The sequence below is a fragment of the Microbacterium imperiale genome (assembly GCF_017876655.1).
GTDB lineage: Bacteria > Actinomycetota > Actinomycetes > Actinomycetales > Microbacteriaceae > Microbacterium > Microbacterium imperiale.
Map to the genome: position 1 here is coordinate 1884785 of NZ_JAGIOK010000001.1, position 18027 is coordinate 1902811.

The 18027-nt window shown below is 66.8% G+C and carries 19 protein-coding genes and 2 tRNA genes; 11 read left to right on the plus strand and 10 right to left on the minus strand.

What is annotated here, in order from left to right:
• Positions 1-35 precede the first annotated feature (35 nt).
• Positions 36-1061 (plus strand): thioredoxin-disulfide reductase, encoded by a 1026-nt coding sequence (gene trxB / locus JOF37_RS09300; protein ID WP_210006559.1) that lies wholly within the window; start codon positions 36-38, stop codon positions 1059-1061.
• A 68-nt stretch (positions 1062-1129) separates the two neighbouring features.
• On the plus strand, positions 1130-1453 hold the full coding sequence (trxA, locus tag JOF37_RS09305; RefSeq protein WP_023953450.1) for a thioredoxin: 324 nt from the start codon (positions 1130-1132) through the stop codon (positions 1451-1453).
• A gap of 69 nt (positions 1454-1522) precedes the next feature.
• Here trxA and JOF37_RS09310 read toward each other — a convergent pair whose 3' ends face one another.
• The 9 genes from JOF37_RS09310 to rpmH form a co-directional block, all read right to left on the minus strand.
• Positions 1523-1861, minus strand: a complete 339-nt coding sequence (locus tag JOF37_RS09310; RefSeq protein WP_210006560.1) for a tryptophan synthase subunit alpha — start codon at positions 1859-1861, stop codon at positions 1523-1525.
• Between the two features lie 33 nt (positions 1862-1894).
• Positions 1895-2875: a ParB/RepB/Spo0J family partition protein gene (locus JOF37_RS09315; RefSeq protein WP_210006561.1), complete on the minus strand. Its 981-nt coding sequence runs from the start codon at positions 2873-2875 to the stop codon at positions 1895-1897.
• Entirely contained in the window at positions 2875-3804 is a 930-nt protein-coding gene (locus JOF37_RS09320; RefSeq protein ID WP_210006562.1) for a ParA family protein, read from the minus strand. Before JOF37_RS09320 ends, JOF37_RS09315 begins: the two co-directional genes overlap by 1 nt.
• Before the next feature lie 135 nt (positions 3805-3939).
• The gene (gene rsmG / locus JOF37_RS09325) at positions 3940-4587 is read right to left on the minus strand and encodes a 16S rRNA (guanine(527)-N(7))-methyltransferase RsmG (protein WP_210006563.1); all 648 of its coding nucleotides are present in this window, start codon (positions 4585-4587) and stop codon (positions 3940-3942) included.
• On the minus strand, positions 4580-5086 hold the full coding sequence (locus tag JOF37_RS09330; RefSeq protein WP_210006564.1) for a Jag family protein: 507 nt from the start codon (positions 5084-5086) through the stop codon (positions 4580-4582). The genes rsmG and JOF37_RS09330 overlap by 8 nt, the downstream gene beginning before the upstream one ends.
• 47 nt (positions 5087-5133) lie before the next feature.
• Entirely contained in the window at positions 5134-6222 is a 1089-nt protein-coding gene (gene yidC / locus JOF37_RS09335) for a membrane protein insertase YidC (protein ID WP_210007749.1), read from the minus strand.
• Between the two features lie 6 nt (positions 6223-6228).
• Positions 6229-6585, minus strand: coding sequence for a membrane protein insertion efficiency factor YidD (yidD, locus tag JOF37_RS09340; protein WP_210006565.1), 357 nt, complete (start codon positions 6583-6585; stop codon positions 6229-6231).
• On the minus strand, positions 6582-6920 hold the full coding sequence (gene rnpA / locus JOF37_RS09345) for a ribonuclease P protein component (protein WP_210006566.1): 339 nt from the start codon (positions 6918-6920) through the stop codon (positions 6582-6584). The genes yidD and rnpA overlap by 4 nt, the downstream gene beginning before the upstream one ends.
• A gap of 13 nt (positions 6921-6933) precedes the next feature.
• On the minus strand, positions 6934-7071 hold the full coding sequence (gene rpmH, locus JOF37_RS09350) for a 50S ribosomal protein L34 (protein ID WP_036304730.1): 138 nt from the start codon (positions 7069-7071) through the stop codon (positions 6934-6936).
• Between the two features lie 434 nt (positions 7072-7505).
• Between rpmH and dnaA the strand changes: the two genes are divergently transcribed.
• The 9 genes from dnaA to JOF37_RS09395 all read left to right on the plus strand — a co-directional run bounded on the left by dnaA (position 7506) and on the right by JOF37_RS09395 (position 17465).
• The gene (gene dnaA, locus JOF37_RS09355; protein ID WP_372445486.1) at positions 7506-8792 is read left to right on the plus strand and encodes a chromosomal replication initiator protein DnaA; all 1287 of its coding nucleotides are present in this window, start codon (positions 7506-7508) and stop codon (positions 8790-8792) included.
• A 413-nt stretch (positions 8793-9205) separates the two neighbouring features.
• Entirely contained in the window at positions 9206-10345 is a 1140-nt protein-coding gene (dnaN, locus tag JOF37_RS09360; RefSeq protein ID WP_210006568.1) for a DNA polymerase III subunit beta, read from the plus strand.
• Positions 10346-10408: 63 nt separating this feature from the next.
• Positions 10409-11575 (plus strand): DNA replication/repair protein RecF, encoded by a 1167-nt coding sequence (gene recF, locus JOF37_RS09365; RefSeq protein ID WP_210006569.1) that lies wholly within the window; start codon positions 10409-10411, stop codon positions 11573-11575.
• Positions 11562-12050 (plus strand): DciA family protein, encoded by a 489-nt coding sequence (locus tag JOF37_RS09370; protein ID WP_210006570.1) that lies wholly within the window; start codon positions 11562-11564, stop codon positions 12048-12050. The genes recF and JOF37_RS09370 overlap by 14 nt, the downstream gene beginning before the upstream one ends.
• Positions 12051-12173: 123 nt before the next feature.
• Positions 12174-14231, plus strand: coding sequence for a DNA topoisomerase (ATP-hydrolyzing) subunit B (gene gyrB, locus JOF37_RS09375; RefSeq protein ID WP_210006571.1), 2058 nt, complete (start codon positions 12174-12176; stop codon positions 14229-14231).
• Between the two features lie 32 nt (positions 14232-14263).
• Positions 14264-16843: a DNA gyrase subunit A gene (gyrA, locus tag JOF37_RS09380; RefSeq protein WP_210006572.1), complete on the plus strand. Its 2580-nt coding sequence runs from the start codon at positions 14264-14266 to the stop codon at positions 16841-16843.
• Positions 16840-17244, plus strand: coding sequence for a DUF3566 domain-containing protein (locus JOF37_RS09385; RefSeq protein WP_210006573.1), 405 nt, complete (start codon positions 16840-16842; stop codon positions 17242-17244). The genes gyrA and JOF37_RS09385 overlap by 4 nt, the downstream gene beginning before the upstream one ends.
• A 60-nt stretch (positions 17245-17304) precedes the next feature.
• Positions 17305-17378 (plus strand) — tRNA-Ile (locus tag JOF37_RS09390).
• Positions 17379-17392: 14 nt separating this feature from the next.
• Positions 17393-17465, plus strand: a tRNA-Ala gene (locus JOF37_RS09395).
• 76 nt (positions 17466-17541) lie between these two features.
• Here the strand turns inward: JOF37_RS09395 and JOF37_RS09400 are convergent.
• Positions 17542-18027, minus strand: coding sequence for an aminoacyl-tRNA deacylase (locus tag JOF37_RS09400; protein ID WP_210006574.1), 486 nt, complete (start codon positions 18025-18027; stop codon positions 17542-17544).

Consider the following 18027-nt stretch of genomic DNA (forward strand, 5'->3'; position numbering starts at 1 on the left):
GACGCGGATTCCAGACCCCAGAAAGGGATGTCGACGTGCGACAGGTCATCATCATCGGTTCCGGTCCGGCCGGCTACACGGCCGCGATCTACGCGGCCCGGGCCAACCTGAAGCCGCTCCTCATCGCGAGCTCCGTCGAGGCCGGCGGTGAGCTCATGAACACCACCGAGGTGGAGAACTTCCCCGGGTTCCCCGAGGGCATCATGGGCCCTGACCTCATGACGAAGATGCAGGAGCAGGCCGAGAAGTTCGGCACTGAGGTGCTCTACGACGACGTCGTCGAGCTCGACATCGCCGGCCCCGTCAAGAAGGTCACGCTCGGCAGCGGCGCGACGCACGAGGCCGACAGCCTGGTCTTCGCGACCGGCTCCGCTCCCCGCAAGATCGGCATCGAGGGCGAGAGCCGCCTGTCGGGCCGCGGTGTGTCGTACTGCGCCACCTGCGACGGCTTCTTCTTCCGCGAGCGCACGATCGCCGTCGTCGGCGGTGGCGACTCGGCCATGGAAGAGGCCACCTTCCTCACCAAGTTCGCGTCGAAGGTCTACGTGATCCACCGTCGCGACGAGCTGCGCGCGTCGAAGATCATGCAGAACCGCGCGATGAACAACGACAAGATCGAGTTCGTCTGGAACAGCGAGGTCGCCGACATCCTGGGTGAGGATGCCGTCACCGGCGTCGTCCTGCGTGACACGGTCGACGGGTCGACGCGTGAGCTCGCGCTCGACGGCATCTTCGTCGCGATCGGCTACGACCCGCGCACGCACCTCGTGCACGGCGCGCTCGATCTCACCGAGCACGGCACCGTGTGGGTGGACGGCCGCTCGTCGCGTACCTCGGTGCCCGGTGTCTTCGCCGCCGGCGACGTCATCGACCCCACGTACCGCCAGGCCGTCACGGCCGCCGGAAGCGGCACCGTCGCGGCGCTGGACGTCGAGCACTACCTCGCCGCTCTCGGCGAAGGCTCCGAGCCGGCGCCCGACGCGTCGCCCCTCCTCGGCCGCCCCGACGAGGGCCTCGAGTCGCTCGTCGCCGAGACCGAGACGGCGACCGGCGTCGCCTGAGCGGCGCACGGAACAATTTCCCCGCCCGCGTCGTTGACGTAGGCGACACCCTTTCGAAGGAGATCAACATGACCGCCAAGGCCACGACCGAGAGCACCTGGCAGCAGGACGTTCTCGACGCAGACGGACCCGTCCTCGTCGACTTCTGGGCCGCGTGGTGCGGTCCGTGTCGCATGGTCGGACCGATCCTCGACGAGATCGCGACCGAGCACCCCGAGAAGATCACGGTGCTGAAGCTCAACGTCGACGAGAACCCCAACCTCGCCATGCAGTACCAGATCACGTCGATCCCGGCGATGAAGGTCTTCAACAAGGGCGAGGTCGAGAAGACGATCATCGGCGCCAAGCCGAAGTTCGCGCTCGAGCAGGACCTCGCCAGCTACATCGGCTGACACACACGTCGGAAAGGCCCGATCGGATTCACCATCCGATCGGGCCTTTTCTTCCTTTGCAGGGGGCTGTCAGGACGCGTCGGCGCGCGTCGCGGCATCCCATCGGCGGTGCGGCTCGCTGCCCAGCAGACGCCACACCGCGCGCGTGAGTTCGGGGTGATCCATCGCGATCTGACGCAGCACACGGTAGTTCCGGGCCTCACTCGGACGCCCCCCGCCGTACGCCGCGATGTTCTCGGCGCGCAGCATCAGGACGACCAGCTCGTCGACGGAGGGAAGCTCCTCCATGAACTCCCAGGGGTCCTCCCCCGCGCGCACGCGCTCCTCGACGAGGACCGACAGTTCGTCGGCCGCCTCAGCGCGCAGCAGTTCGACGCTGGCCCGCTTCGGTGTCTGTTCCTCACTCACCGAACAAGCCTACGCCGCACCACCGACAGTGGCTCAGCGTGCGCCGTATGCGTCCTCACCGAGCTCCGCGAGAATGCGGTTGAGGTCCTGAATCGTGGCGAAGTCGACGACGATCTGCCCCTTGCGCGCGCCGAGCGAGATCTTGACCTTCGTGTCGAGGCGATCCCCCAGCCGACCGGCGACCTCATCGAGGTGCGCACGCACACCGCCCGCCTTCGGCGCCGGAGTGCGGGTGCCCGCCGTTTCGATCGTCTTCGCCGCGGCCTCCGCGGCACGCACCGAGAGATCCTCGTTGACGATCTTGTCGGCCAGGCGCTGCATGCCCTCGGGGCTCTCGACCGACAGAATGGCGCGCGCATGGCCGGCGCTCAACACACCGGCGGCGACACGCTGCTGCACGGGCACAGGCAGCCGCAGCAGACGGATGGTGTTGCTGATCTGCGGGCGCGACCGACCGATGCGCGTCGCGAGCTCCTCCTGCGTGATTCCGAAGTCCTCCAGCAGCTGCTGATAGGCCGAAGCCTCTTCCAGCGGGTTCAGCTGCGATCGGTGCAGGTTCTCGAGCAGCGCGTCGCGCAGGAGGTTCTCGTCGGACGTATCGCGCAGTACCGCGGGGATCGTCGCCAGGCCGGCCTCGCGGGCAGCGCGTGTCCGGCGCTCGCCCATGATCAGCTCGTACTTGCCGTCCTCGTTCGTCCGCACCACGACCGGCTGCAGCACGCCGAACTCACGGACACTGTGAACGAGCTCCGCGAGGTCATCGTTGTCGAAATGCGTGCGCGGCTGGCGAGGATTGGGGACGATGTCGTGAGGATCGACCTGAATGAGGGCCGTACCGGGCACGGCGACGAGGTCGGCGGCATCCGAAGCCGTGTCCGCGACCGCATCCTCGGCGCCGGCCGGCGTCGTGACCTTGGCTCCGGGGAAGAACACGTCGACAGGACGGGCCTCCGACTGCTCCGACGTGGGGATGAGTGCGCCGATGCCTCGGCCCAGTCCCGTGCGCTTGGCCATCAGGCTTCTCCCTTGTTCTCATGCGTCGCCGCGGACGCGCGCTGTGCGATCTCGACGGCAGCCTCGCGGTACGCGACCGCGCCGGCCGACTGACCATCGTATGCGATCACGGTCTGACCGAAGCTCGGCGCTTCCGACACGCGCACCGAGCGCGGGATGACGGTGCGGAGCACTTCGTTGGGAAAGTGCGAGCGCACCTCGTCCGCCACCTGCTGTGCGAGGCGCGTACGGCCGTCGTACATGGTGAGCAGGATCGTCGACAAGTGCAGGCGCTCGTTGAGGTGCTTCTGAATCATCGAGACGCTGCCGAGCAGCTGGCTCAGCCCCTCGAGCGCGTAGTACTCGCACTGGATCGGAATGAGCAGCTCATGCGCGGCGGTGAAGGCGTTGATGGTCAGCAATCCCAGCGAAGGGGGGCAGTCGATCAGCACGAAGTCGATGCGGTCGGCCGACGATGCCAGGTACTCCTCCACCGCCGTGCGAAGCCGGTGCTCCCGCGCGACCTGAGATACGAGCTCGATCTCCGCGCCCGCGAGGTGGATCGTGCTGGGTGCGCATAGGAGGTTCGGCGACTCAGGACTGACCTGCACGATATCGGCGAGTGGGAACTGATCGATCAGCACGTCGTAGACGCTCGGAATATCCGCGCTGTGAGGTACGCCGAGAGCTGTGGACGCATTTCCCTGCGGATCGAGGTCGATGACCAGAACGCGAGCTCCCAGCGATGCGAGCGATGCGGCGAGGTTCACCGTCGTGGTGGTCTTTCCGACTCCGCCCTTCTGGTTCGAGACCGTGAGCACGCGCGGCTCCCCGGTGAAGTCGACGCGAACAGTGTCGAGAGCACGGCGCCGTGACGAGAGATCCGCGAGCTCGCGCGCCAACGGAGAATCGAACGTCAGGGACGCTCGTCCCGATTCGGACTCTGCCATTCGTTCAACTCCTCGGTGTCGATCTCAACTCTACGGACGGGGTCAGACGTTCGTTTCACGTGAAACGGTGATCCCATGTCTCGGTGTTTCACGTGAAACGCCGCAGCGCTGGCGAGGGATGTTTCACGTGAAACGTCAACGGACGCGCGCGCGGATCACGCGGGTGGGCTCGGGGATAACGCCCTCCCCTACGACCTCGACGCGGACATCGCTCAGGCGGAAGCGACGAATCGGCTTCTCCGCCGCGTCGATCTCAGTCTGTGCGTTCGCGCCCTTGAGGAGGATGAGCTCTCCCCCGTCTCGGACGAGGGGAGCCGTAAGCGGAATCAGTGTACGAAAGGCGCTCACAGCACGTGCGGTCACAGCGTCGAGAGCGGGACCCTGGTTCCACTCTTCCGCCCGGGTGCGCACAACCTCAACGTTGTCGAGCCCGAGCTCCCGCACCTGCTCCGTGAGCCAGGTGACACGACGCTCCATCGTCTCGATCAGCACCCACTCCACGTCGGGGCGGGCGATCGCCAGAACCAGGCCGGGCAAACCGGCGCCAGATCCCACGTCGCCGACTCGCCCCGAGAACAACGGAGCCGCCGCCGCGCAGTTCAGGATATGGCGCGACCAGAGACGCGGAAGTTCCAGGGGACCGATCAACCCCCGCTCCTCGCCATGCTCCGCGAGCGCCCCGGTGTACTGCCGAGCGAGATCCGCCCGTGGCCCGAACACCGCCTCGACGACGTCGACAGGCTCTCGCTCGACTACCGGTGTTTCACGTGAAACATCAGCCATGGCGGATGACCGTGTGCCGGTCTGCGCCTTCGCCGTAGGACTCGGACACCACACCGCGCTCCGCAGCGATGTCGTGGACCAGCTTGCGCTCGTAGCTCGACATCGCCGGCAGCGACGCCTGCGACGCCCCCTCGGCCAGGCGTGCGACCGCGCGGTCGACAAGGCTCTCCAGCTCGCGGCGACGAGCGTCGCGCGATCCACCGATGTCCAGGATCAAGCGCGAGAAGCGACCGGTCTTCGTCTGAACGGCGATCCGCGTCAGCTCCTGCACCGCCTGCACGACGTCCGGCTGCGCGAGGACACGCAGCGCGCGTTCCTCGTCGGCCTCAACGGACACGTAGGCGCGACCGGCGCGGACGTCGAGGTTGAGGTCACCGTCGATGTCGGCGATGTCGAGCAGACCCTCGAGATAGTCGGCGGCGATATCGCCCTCGCGCTCCAGTTCTTCGACGGTCGCCTCGGCTCGCTCGGCGGCCGGGGAATCGGTGGGGTTGCTCATGGTGTCCTCGCGGTGGTCGGGTCGGTTGCGGTCGGGCGATCGCCGGGTCAGCCCTGCGAGCCACCCTTATTCGACTGCTTCTTCGCGCGCTGCTTGCCCATCGGCTGCTGTCGCTTGGGCTGTGCGGCGCGGGCACGCTCCGCCTCCTCGACCAGACGCTGCTGCTCGGCCTGGTACTTCTCCATCGAGATGACTCGGCCCTTCGCGTCGAGCGCCTTGCCCTTGCGCGCGAGGCGCTCCTCACGAGCCTTGGCCGCCTCGGAGCCCGGGGTCGGAAGGTTGCGGATGACGATGAACTGCTGCGCCATGGTCCAGATGTTCGAGGTGAACCAGTACATGACGACGCCGAGCGGGAAGAAGACACCCGAGAAGATGAACGCCAGCGGCAGGACGTAGAGCATGATCTTCTGCATCTGGTACGCCTGGCCGGTCTTGGCTTCGGGCGACAGGTTCTTCGAGATGATCTGCAGCTGCGTGATGAACTGCGACGCGATCATGAGCACGACGAGGATCACGAGGATGACGACGGTGGCCGTCTGACCGAGGTTGATCGCCTCGATCATGTTGGTGTGCAGCGGGGCGACATCGAACAGCTGTGCGTCGTAGAACTGCTTCGTCAGCTCTGTATTGAGCAGGCCCACACCGCCGACGCCCCATTCGGCGTGCTTCTTGACGTCACTGAGCGTGTAGAACATGCCCAGCAGGATGGGCATCTGCACCAGTAGCGGCAGACAGCTCGAAACCGGCGTCGTTCCGTGCTTCTTGTACAGCGCCATGGTCTCGCGGCTCATCGCCTCACGAGACAGCTGGTCGCGCTTGCCGCGGTACTTCTCCTGGATCTTGCGCATCTCCGGCGCGAGCTCCATCATCTTGCGCTGACTCTTGATCTGGCGCACGAAGAGCGGGATCAGCGCCGAGCGCACCACGATGACCAGGCCGATGATCGACAGCACCCAGGTCGCACCGGCGGCAGCCGGCAGGCCCGCAGCCGTGAAGATCCAGTGCCAGAACACGAGGATCGCCTCGACCAGGAACTTGAACGGCCACATGATCGTGCTGAAGAAGTCAGCACCGCCGGGAGGAGGAGTCGTCGGGGTCGGCACGACGGGAGTCGGCGTGGCGAGGAAGAGATCCAGCACGGATCAGTCCTTTCTCGGCGGCACGACGAAGCCGTGCCTGGTCAGGGTGTGGCGGAAGTCCCGGTGGGCGGGGACGTCATCGACGCCTCCGGCAGCCCAGGGGTGGCAGCGGGCGAGGCGCGCCGCCGCGAGGGCGGAGCCCTTCACGAGGCCGTGCTGCTGCACGGCGCCGACGGCGTAGGCCGAGCAGCTCGGGTAGTACTTGCACACGTCGCCGTACAGGGGCGACACGATCGATCGGTATGCGTGCAGCACAGCAATCCCCGCGTTGCGCGGCATCAACGGCACGGATCGGGCGAAGGATGCCGCCGTGATGCGGCCCTCGCCGGTGGACGCGGTCGGCAACGTGGACCAGCTCATGATGCTGCTCGTCGCCGTAGACACCGCGTCACCTCGTCTCGCAGTTGGGAGAAGTCCGACCCGGCGGCCGAGGGCAACGCGCGGATCACGATGTCGGCGCCGTCGCGCACGTCGGGCAGAGCCTGCGCGCAAACGGCCTTCAGCCGTCGGCGCACTGTGTTGCGCACGACGGCTGATCCGACTTGCTTGCTGACGATGAATCCGAACCGGGGCGATCGATTCGACCCGGTGGAAACCACGTAGGTCACGGTGTGCGCTCCGGCACACCGAGCACCCCCGCGGACGACGGCCTTGTAATCCGCCCCGCGCGTGATTCGGTTTCCGCGCGCCAGCACTGATGAGGCTGTGTCAGGCCGACAGCTCGGTGCGGCCCTTGCCGCGGCGAGCCGACAGGATGGCGCGGCCGGCGCGGGTGCGCATGCGGGCGCGGAAGCCGTGCTTCTTGGCGCGGCGGCGGTTGTTGGGCTGGAACGTGCGCTTGCTCATGAGGATCACTCCGGATCGGCGGTCACCCGAACGCTTGCAGACCGGGGACACTGGGTACAGGACTGCCCGTGCGGGCATAAGTCAACCGACTAAGGGTACGTCGCGATCCTCGGTAACTCAAACCGAGCCCATGGGAACCCGCAATTATCCACCGCTGTTCACAGGCCCTGGCGACGACACGCGGGCCGGAACTACAGTGGATTTGGCGCTGTCGTCACCCCATGACTAGCGTGTCACGGTCAGTTATCCACAGCTATCCCCAGATTTGGGGCCGCATGTGTGGACAAGTATCGAACATCGCGGGAGAAGACGTGGCTCAGCATGACCTCCCGGACGTCCCGGTGTGGACGGCGGTCCTCGACCTCCTCGCCGACGACGACCGGGTGACGCCGCAGATGCAGGGCTTCCTCAGCCTCGCGGTCGCGCAGGGCGTCATGGGTGGCACTCTCTACCTCGACGTCCCCAACGATCTGACTGCCGCGCAGCTGAACAAGCGGCTCCGTCAGCCGATCATGGAGGCCCTTGCGCACGTCCATGTCGAGCCGGGCGCATCGAGCTACCGCGTCGTGGTCAATCCCGAGCTCGCGGACGCGCACCTCACCGCACCGATTCCAGTGCAGTCCGCGTCCGCTCCGGCGCCGCTTCGTCCGGCCGGCGAGGAGTACGTCGAGACGCCGGTCTCCACCTCGCGCCACGACACTCGGCTGAACCCGAAGTACACGTTCGACAACTTCGTCATCGGTCAGTCCAACCGGTTCGCCCACGCGGCGGCGGTCGCGGTCGCCGAGGCGCCCGCGAAGGCGTACAACCCGCTCTTCATCTACGGCGACTCCGGCCTTGGCAAGACGCACCTCCTCCACGCCATCGGCGACTACGCGCTCAACCTCTACACGGGGATCCGCGTGCGGTACGTCTCGAGCGAGGAGTTCACGAACGACTTCATCAACTCGATCGCCAACAACCGCGGCTCCGCCTTCCAGGCGCGCTACCGCGAGGTCGACATCCTGCTCATCGACGACATCCAGTTCCTGCAGGGTCGTGCCGAGACACAGGAGGCGTTCTTCCACACGTTCAACACGCTGCACGACCACGACAAGCAGGTCGTGATCACCAGCGATGTGCCGCCGCGTCACCTCACCGGGTTCGAAGACCGCATGCGCAGTCGCTTCGAGTGGGGCCTCATCACCGATGTGCAGGCGCCCGACCTCGAGACCCGCATCGCGATCCTGCGCAAGAAGGCGCAGTCCGAGCGGCTCCTCGTCCCCGACGACGTGCTCGAGTACATCGCGACGAAGGTCTCGAGCAACATCCGTGAACTCGAGGGTGCGCTCATCCGCGTCTCGGCGTTCGCGAGCCTCAACCGGTCGAACCTCGACATCTCACTCGCGCAGACGGTGCTGCGCGACATCGTCGATCAGGATGACGCCAACGTCATCTCCCCCACCGACATCATCACCGCCACGGCGCAGTACTTCCGCCTGTCGGTGGACGACCTCTACGGCTCGAGCCGTTCGCAGGCCGTCGCGACGGCGCGTCAGATTGCGATGTACCTGTGCCGCGAGCGCACGAGTCTGTCGCTCCCGAAGATCGGGCAGCTGTTCGGCAACCGCGACCACACGACCGTGATGTACGCCTACAAGAAGATCAGCGAACTCATGAAGGAGCGTCGCTCGATCTACAACCAGGTCTCCGAGATCACCGCGCAGCTCGGTCGCCGCTGACGCCACGCCGGGGCGTCGGGCTCAGCTTGACACTCCGTGGCGAAGGTCTCATCATGCGGTTCTGCACAGTGTGGAAAACCTGTGGATAACTCGGATTCGCCGTCGAACAGTTGTGAACGAATGACATCCCCGCTGTGGAATCCGGCGTGAGCACCGGGATCGCACCTCGATCTCGTTTCCGGATCCATCCGCAGCGGACTCACAAGTTACACGCGTGTGGTTTCCGTCTCTCGACTGCGATCCACTGACTTATCCACAGTTTCCACAGCGGTGATGAAGAAGACAGAGATATCTAGAGAGAAATGGGATTCGATCACCTCGACGGCGGCGGAGCGCACTCGAGGCCTGCTTCGGGAACCGCTGCACGTGGGCACTAGCATGGGAGAGCTTTCAACCTCGACAAGGGAGCGCCAGTGAAGTTCCAGGTCAATCGCGACGTCTTCAGCGAGGCTGTGTCGTTCGTCGTGAAGCTCCTTCCGCAGCGGAATCCTCAGCCGATCCTCGCGGGTGTGCTCATCGAAGCCACCGACGCGGGTCTCTCGCTGTCGGCTTTCGACTACGAAGCGTCCGCACGCACGACGATCGAAGCGACGATCGACGAACCCGGCACGATCCTCGTGCACGGGCGTCTGCTGTCCGAGATCGCCAGCCGCCTTCCGAACGCGCCGATCCAGATCGCGGTCGATGACGACGGCATCCTGCTCACGTGCGGCTCGGCGCGGTTCACGCTTGCCTCCATGCCGGTGCAGGAATACCCCGCGATCCCCGAGGTCACCGGTGACTCCGGCGTCGTTCCCGCCGACGACTTCGCGACGGCGATCGCGCAGGTGGCGTTCGCGGCTTCGCGCGACGATGTCACCCCCGTGCTCACGGGTGTGCAGCTCGAGGTGACGGGCACGCAGCTCAGCCTCGTCGCGACCGACCGCTACCGCGTCGCTCTGCGCGACATCCCGTTCGACAGCGGCATCGCCGCCGACGAGAACACCACGACCGCGCTGGTTCCCGCCCGCACGCTGACCGAGGTCGGCAAGACATTCGCCCACTCCGGCGACATCACCGTGTCCTTCTCGGGCTCGGGCGACCGCGAGATCATCGCCTTCACGGCGGGCAACAAGACCGTGACGTCGCTGCTGATCAAGGGCAACTTCCCGCCGGTGCGACGCCTGTTCCCCGAGGCGACCGATCACCACGCGGTCGTGAACACGGGCGAGCTGATCGAGGCGGTGCGCCGTGTCGCTCTCGTGCTCGACCGTTCCGCGCCGCTGCGCTTCACGTTCGGCGCCGACGGCGTGTCGATGGACGCGTCGGGCACCGAGCAGGCACGCGCGACGGAATCGGTCGACGCGACCCTCACGGGCGACGAGGTCGTCATCGGTCTGAACCCGCAGTACCTGCTCGAGGCACTCGCGGCGGTCAAGAGCGAGTTCACGCGCGTCACATTCACGTCGAGCGAGAACGCGAACAAGCTCAGCCCGATCCTCATCACTCCGCAGACCTCGGGCGGCGTCGAGTCGTTCAAGTACCTGCTGCAGCCCAACCTCCTCCTGCGCTGAACCTCCGCGCCGGGCACGTCGCCGGCGCAGGGGCATGTCAGGACCGAGAACTAGGGTGATCCGATGATCGTGGAGCAGCTGAGTCTGGTGGACTTCCGCAACTACGCGGCCGCCGAACTCACCCTCGCTCCCGGAGCGAACGTGTTCGTCGGCCGCAACGGCCAGGGCAAGACGAATCTGGCCGAGGCGATCGGCTACTTCGCGACGCTCGGGTCGCATCGGGTGTCGCAGGACGCACCGATGGTGCGCGACGGCGCGGATGCCGCCTTTGTGCGGGCCCGGCTCGCGCACGGTGAACGCCGCGTGCAGCTCGAGGCGCAGGTCAATCGATCGGGATCCAACAAGGCCCGGGTCAACGGCTCGCCCGTCCGCACCGCGGAACTCCCCCGCTACGCGCAGGTCGTGCTGTTCGCGCCCGAAGACCTGCAGATCGTCCGCGGCGACCCGTCCGCTCGTCGCCGATTCGCCGACCAGCTCCTCATCCAGCGCGCGCCGCGCCTCGCCGGCGTGCTCGCCGACTACGACCGCGTGCTCAAGCAGCGCAACGCCCTGCTCAAGTCGGCGCGCTCCCGCGGCGTCCGTGGCGACTCGCTGTCGACGCTCGATGTCTGGGACGACAAGCTCGTGACCCTCGGCACCGACGTGATCCGGGCGCGGCTCCGCCTCGCCTCGGAACTCGCGCGGCCCGTCGCGACCGCCTACACCGCGATCGCCGGCGCCGACCATCGGCCGCAGCTCCAGTGGGCCCTGTCGGTGGGCGGCTCCGATCCCGAAGAGGACGACTCCCCCGCCGAGGCGGCGGTGGCGGATGCCGCTGCGATCGAGCAGCTCTTCCGCACGGCCCTCGCCGAGCGACGCAGCGCCGAGCTCGACCGCGGCATCACGCTCGTCGGGCCGCACCGCGACGACCTCGTCCTCCGCATCCGCGACCTGCCCGTGAAGGGTTACGCGTCGCACGGTGAGTCGTGGTCGGTCGCGCTGTCGTTGCGGCTCGCGTCGGCGCAGCTGCTGCGCGCCGAGTCGACACTGGGCGATCCCATCGTCATCCTCGACGACGTCTTCGCCGAGCTCGACGCCGACCGACGCGCGCGGCTCGCGGGCATCGTGGCCGACTATCAGCAGGTCATCGTTACGGCGGCGGTCGCCGAGGACGTGCCGATCGAACTGCGCGCGCGCACCGTGCGGGTCGAGGCCGGGACGCTGCACGAGGTCGACGATGCCGAATCCTGATCAGCTGCCCGAGACGATCGCCACCTACCTGCGGCTCCGCGGCCTCGAGCCGTCCGGGCGCTGGAAGAAGCGCCGGCGCACGCGTACCGACGACGACGAGAACCAGCCGTTCACCTCGGGTCGCGACCCGAAGGGGCTCGGTGACGTGATCGCCGACCTCACCCGTCAGGCCGGCTGGGACGCTCAGCTGTCCCGGGAGGACCTCGTGCTGCGCTGGGCCGAGGTCGCTGGCGAGGAGACCGCGCGGCACGCCTCACCGGTCGCGCTGTCCGACGGCGTGCTCACCGTCCAGTGCGACTCGACCGCCTGGGCGAAGAACCTGCATCTGATGCGTGCGGCGATCACGACGCAGCTGGTGAGAGCGTTCCCGCAGTCGGGCGTCGAGACGGTCCGTTTCGTGGGACCGGACGTCCCCTCCTGGAAATGGGGTCCCAGAGCCGTTCCAGGGCGCGGCCCTCGCGATACCTACGGTTGAGCCACGTCCCCAGTCGTCGAATCCGCGTTTCGTTCGCCATACGGGCGCTGAGCGCCGCGAGACGGAGGCAAAACCGGTAGACTGGGCGGGACCGACCGAACCGATGTGGAGCGCTCGAAACCTATGACGTCTCAGAATTCCGACAGCGTTCCCGAAGACCCTCAGATCCCCGCCGAGGCGACCGACGAGACTCCCGCCAAGGTCGCCAACGAGTACGGCGCGGATGAGATCCAGGTCCTCGAGGGCCTCGAGGCGGTTCGCAAGCGTCCGGGCATGTACATCGGATCCACCGGTGAGCGCGGCCTGCACCACCTCGTCTACGAGATCGTCGACAACTCCGTCGACGAGGCTCTCGCCGGCTACTGCGACACCATCCAGGTCTCGATCCTCGAAGACGGTGCGATCCGCGTGGTCGACAACGGCCGCGGCATCCCGGTCGACATGCACAAGACCGAGGGCAAGTCCACCGTCGAGGTGGTGCTGACCGTCCTCCACGCCGGCGGCAAGTTCGGCGGCGGCGGCTACGCGGTCTCGGGCGGCCTGCACGGCGTCGGCTCCTCGGTCGTGAACGCGCTGTCGACCCGGCTCGACGTCGAGGTGCGTCGTCAGGGTCACGTATGGCGCCAGTCGTTCCGTACCGGCGGCGTGCCGCAGGCTCCGCTCGAGAAGGGCGAAGCCACCGACGAGACCGGCACGACCATCACCTTCTGGCCGGACCCCGACATCTTCGAGACCGTCGAGTTCGACTACGACACGCTGCGCACGCGTTTCCAGCAGCAGGCCTTCCTCAACAAGGGCCTGCGCATCGCGCTCGACGACCAGCGTCCCGACTCGGCCTACGTCGTCGACCTCGAGGACGGCACCTCCGAGAACCGCCGTCCGCACGACGACTTCCTCTACGAGCGGGGTCTCGTCGACTACGTCGAGTACCTCAACAAGCTGCGCAAGACCGAGGTCGTCAACGACGAGATCATCGAGGTGGAGTCGGAGGACACCGTCCGCCACATCTCGCTCGAGCTCGCGATGCAGTGGACGACGAGCTACACCGAGAACGTCTTCACGTTCGCCAACACGATCAACACCCACGAGGGCGGCACGCACGAAGAGGGCTTCCGCGCCGCCCTGACGACGAAGGTCAACGCGTACGCACGTGAGAAGGGCCTGCTCAAGGAGAAGGACGACAACCTCACGGGTGACGACATCCGCGAGGGCTTGACCGCCGTCATCTCCGTCAAGCTCTCCGAGCCGCAGTTCGAGGGCCAGACCAAGACGAAGCTGGGCAACACCGAGGCGAAGGCCTTCGTCCAGAAGATCGTCGGCGATCAGCTGACCGACTGGCTCGACCGCAACCCCGCCCAGGCCAAGCGCGTCATCATGAAGGCCGTGGATGCCGCGACCGCGCGTCTCGCGGCGCGCAAGGCGCGCGAGACCGCACGCCGCAAGAGCGTGTTCGAGTCGGCGTCGATGCCCGACAAGCTGAAGGACTGCACGAGCAAGGACCCGTCGATCTCGGAGATCTTCCTCGTCGAGGGAGACTCGGCCGGCGGTTCGGCCGTGCGTGGTCGCGACCCCGAGACGCAGGCGATCCTGTCGCTGCGCGGCAAGGTGCTCAACGTCGAGAAGGCACGGCTCGACCGCGCGCTCGGCAACAACGAGATCCAGGCGATCATCTCGGCCTTCGGCACCGGCATCGGCGAGGACTTCTCGGTCGAGAAGGCCCGGTACCACAAGATCGTCCTGATGGCCGATGCCGACGTCGACGGCCAGCACATCACGACGCTGCTGCTCACGCTGCTCTTCCGCTACATGCGCGGGCTGATCGAGGCCGGCTTCGTGTACCTCGCGATGCCGCCCCTGTACCGCCTCAAGTGGACGAACGCCGAGCACGAGTACGTCTACAGCGACAAGGAGCGCGACGCGCTGCTCGCCGAAGGGCTCGCGAGCGGCAAGCGCATCCCCAAGGAGTCCGGCGTTCAGCGCTACAAGGGTCTCGGAGAGATGAACCCGAAGGAGCTGTGGGAGACCACGATGGACCACAACACCCGCACGCTCCGGCAGGTGACGATCGACGATGAGGCGGCGGCCGACGAGATCTTCTCGGTGCTCATGGGCGAGGACGTCGAGTCCCGTCGCACCTTCATCCAGCGCAACGCCAAGGACGTCCGCTTCCTCGACATCTGATCGAGCGAGCGACATCGAGAAACTGAGAACGCATGTCTGACGAAGAACGTCCCGACCTCACGCCTGCCCACAACCACGGCAACATCGACCAGGTCGACCTCCAGGTCGAGATGCAGCGGAGCTACCTCGACTACGCGATGAGCGTCATCGTGGGGCGCGCGCTGCCCCGCGTCGAGGACGGGCTCAAGCCCGTGCACCGCCGTGTGATCTATGGCATGTACGACGGCGGTTACCGTCCCGACAAGAGCTACTCGAAGTGCGCCCGCGTCGTCGGCGAGGTGATGGGTCAGTACCACCCGCACGGCGACAGCGCGATCTACGACGCCCTCGTCCGTCTCGTCCAGCCGTGGTCGTTGCGCTATCCGCTCGCGGACGGTCAGGGAAACTTCGGCTCCCCCGGCAACCAGGGTGCGGCCGCCCCCCGGTACACCGAGACCAAGATGGCCGCGCTGGCCATGGAGATGGTCCGCGACATCGACGAGGACACCGTCGATTTCGAGGACAACTACGACGGCAAGACGCAGGAACCGGTCGTCCTGCCCGCGCGCTTCCCGAACCTGCTGGTCAACGGCTCGGTCGGCATCGCCGTGGGCATGGCGACGAACATCCCGCCGCACAATCTGCGCGAGGTCGCCGACGGTGCGCTGTGGTCGCTCGAGAACCCGGATGCCTCGCGCGACGAGCTCCTCGAGGCGCTCATGTCGCGCATCCACGGCCCCGACTTCCCCACCGGCGCGCAGATCCTCGGCACCAAGGGCATCCGCGAGGCCTACCGCACCGGACGCGGCTCGATCACGATGCGGGCCGTCATCGAGGTCGAGGAGATCCAGGGCCGCACGTGCCTCGTGATCACCGAACTGCCGTACCAGGTCAACCCCGACAACGTCGCCCTGAAGATCCGCGACCTCGCCCGTGACGGCAAGATCACCGGCATCGCCGACATCCGCGACGAGACCAGTGACCGTACCGGCCAGCGCCTCGTGGTCGTGCTCAAGCGCGACGCCGTCGCGAAGGTCGTGCTGAACAACCTGTACAAGCACACGCAGCTGCAGGAGAACTTCGGCGCCAACATGCTGGCGATCGTCGACGGCGTACCGCGTACGCTCCCGCTGGACGGCTTCGTGTCGTACTGGATCGAGCACCAGATCGAGGTCATCGTCCGCCGCACGCGGTACCGCCTCAATGAGGCCGAGAAGCGCATGCACATCCTGCGCGGCTACCTCAAGGCGCTCGATGCCCTCGACGAGGTCATCGCGCTGATCCGCCGCTCCCCCACCGTCGACGAGGCGCGCGAGGGTCTGAAGAGCCTGCTCGACATCGACGACATCCAGGCCGACGCGATCCTGTCGATGCAGCTGCGTCGCCTCGCGGCCCTGGAGCGGCAGAAGATCATCGACGAGGCGACCGAGCTCGAGCTCAAGATCGCCGACCTCAACGACATCCTCGCCACGCCGAGCCGGCAGCGCACGATCATCGCCGAGGAGCTCACGGCGATCGTCGACAAGTACGGCGATGAGCGTCGCACGCACATCCTGCACGGCTTCGACGGCGACATGTCGATGGAAGACCTCATCCCGGAAGAGGAGATGGTCGTCACCGTCACGCGTGAGGGCTACATCAAGCGCACGCGCAGCGACAACTACCGATCGCAGCACCGCGGCGGCAAGGGCATCAAGGGCGCTCAACTGCGAGCCGATGACGTCGTCGAGCACTTCTTCGTCACGACGACCCATCACTGGCTGCTGTTCTTCACCACCAAGGGCCGCGTCTACCGGTCCAAGGCGTACGAGCTGCCCGAGGCGGGCCGCGATGCGAAGGGCCAGCACGTCGCCAACCTGCTCGCGCTGCAGCCGGGCGAGGAGATCGCGCAGATCCTCGATATCCGCGACTACTCCGCGGCCCAGTACCTGGTGCTCGCGACCCGCGACGGCAAGATCAAGAAGACGGCGCTGTCGGAGTACGACACGAACCGCCAGGGCGGCGTCATCGCGATCCGCTTGCGCGGTCAGGAGGACGAGACCGGCGGCGACGAGCTCGTCAGCGCCCTCCTGGTCGACGAGGGTGACGACATCCTCCTCATCACCCGCAAGGGGATGTCGCTGCGCTTCTCGGCCACCGACGACGCGCTGCGTCCGATGGGCCGATCCACCGAGGGTGTGAAGGGCATCTCGTTCCGCGAGGACGACAGCCTGCTCTCCGCATCGGTCGCCCGCGGGGACGGATACGTGTTCGTCGTGACCGACGGCGGCTACGCCAAGCGCACGGCTGTCGACCAGTACCGCACGCAGAGCCGGGGTGGTCTGGGCATCAAGGTGGCGAAACTGAACGACGACCGGGGGGTCCTCGCGGGCGGCCTGATCGTCTCCGAGAGCGATGAGGTCCTCGTGGTTCTTGCCAGCGGCAAGGTGGTACGCTCCTCCGTGGCCGAGGTCCCGGCCAAGGGTCGCGACACCATGGGCGTCGTTTTCGCCCGGCCCGGTGACGACGACCGGATCCTCGCGATCGCCCGGAACGGCGAGCGGGGCCTGACCGAAGAAGCGGCATCCGATGATGCCCCCGCCGTGGATGCACCCCCGTCCGCGGAAACCGAAGAGAGTGGTTCTGACGCATGAGCACGGTCGCCGACAAACTCGCCCGGAAGTCCACGAGCAAGACCAGCGCCAAGCAGGTGCGCCTGCGCCTGGTCTACGTCGACTTCTGGTCCGCGGTGAAGCTGTCGTTCCTGGCGTCGGTGGCGCTGGCGATCGTCACCGTCGTGGCGACGTTCCTCGTGTACATGGTGCTGAGCACGACCGGTCTGATCGACCGGGTCGACGAGCTCTTCGTGGCGTTCTCGAACGGCGACTTCTCGATCAAGCAGTTCCTGAACCTGCCGCAGGTCATGGCGTTCTCGGCCATCGTGGCCATCCTGAACCTCATCGTCATCACCGTGCTCGGCGCCGTCGTCGCCGGCATCTACAACGTGATGGTGAAGGTCACGGGCGGTCTGCTGGTCGGATTCACCTCCAATTAGTGAAATCCCGGTTCGTCCGGTAAAGTCTTGGAGGTTGCCGGCGCAGGAATGCGTCGGAACGGGGCTATAGCTCAGGCGGTTAGAGCGCTTCACTGATAATGAAGAGGTCCCAGGTTCAAGTCCTGGTAGCCCCACCCCGAACCCCCTCGGGGCCTTAGCTCAGCTGGTAGAGCGCCTGCTTTGCAAGCAGGATGTCAGGAGTTCGAATCTCCTAGGCTCCACACACATCGAACGCCGGAATCCTCGCGATTCCGGCGTTTCGTCGTTTGCGGGTGAGCGGCCGACGCGACGGGGGACTTAGCGCGAACGCTGCTCGGTGATGTCGGCCACGGTCGCGCCGTAGGCGGCGATGAGAGCGTCGGCGTCGACGAAGAGGCTGTAACCGTGGGCACCGGCGCCCATGGCGATGCGCCGACCGACGATCGACGCATCGGCGACGACGGGCCAGTCGGTCGTGCTGCCGATCGGCACGATCGTGCCGCGCTCGTATCCGGTGGCGGCGAGGGCGAGCTCGGGCTCGGGCAGCCGCAGCTTGTTCACGCCCACGACCGCTCGGAGCTTGGGCCACGAGATGACGCGGTCTCCGGGGACGAGCGCGAACAGGTAGGTGTCGTCACTGCGCTTGACGACGAGCGTCTTGACGATGTCGTCGGGCTCGAGGCCGAGCAGCGCGGCGGCCTCGTCGAGACTGCCGGCATCCGGGCGCTCGCGCACGACGACATCGAGCCCACGCTCGGCCGCCGCGAGGCGGACGCGAGACGTGGGCTCGAAGTCGTCGGTCAT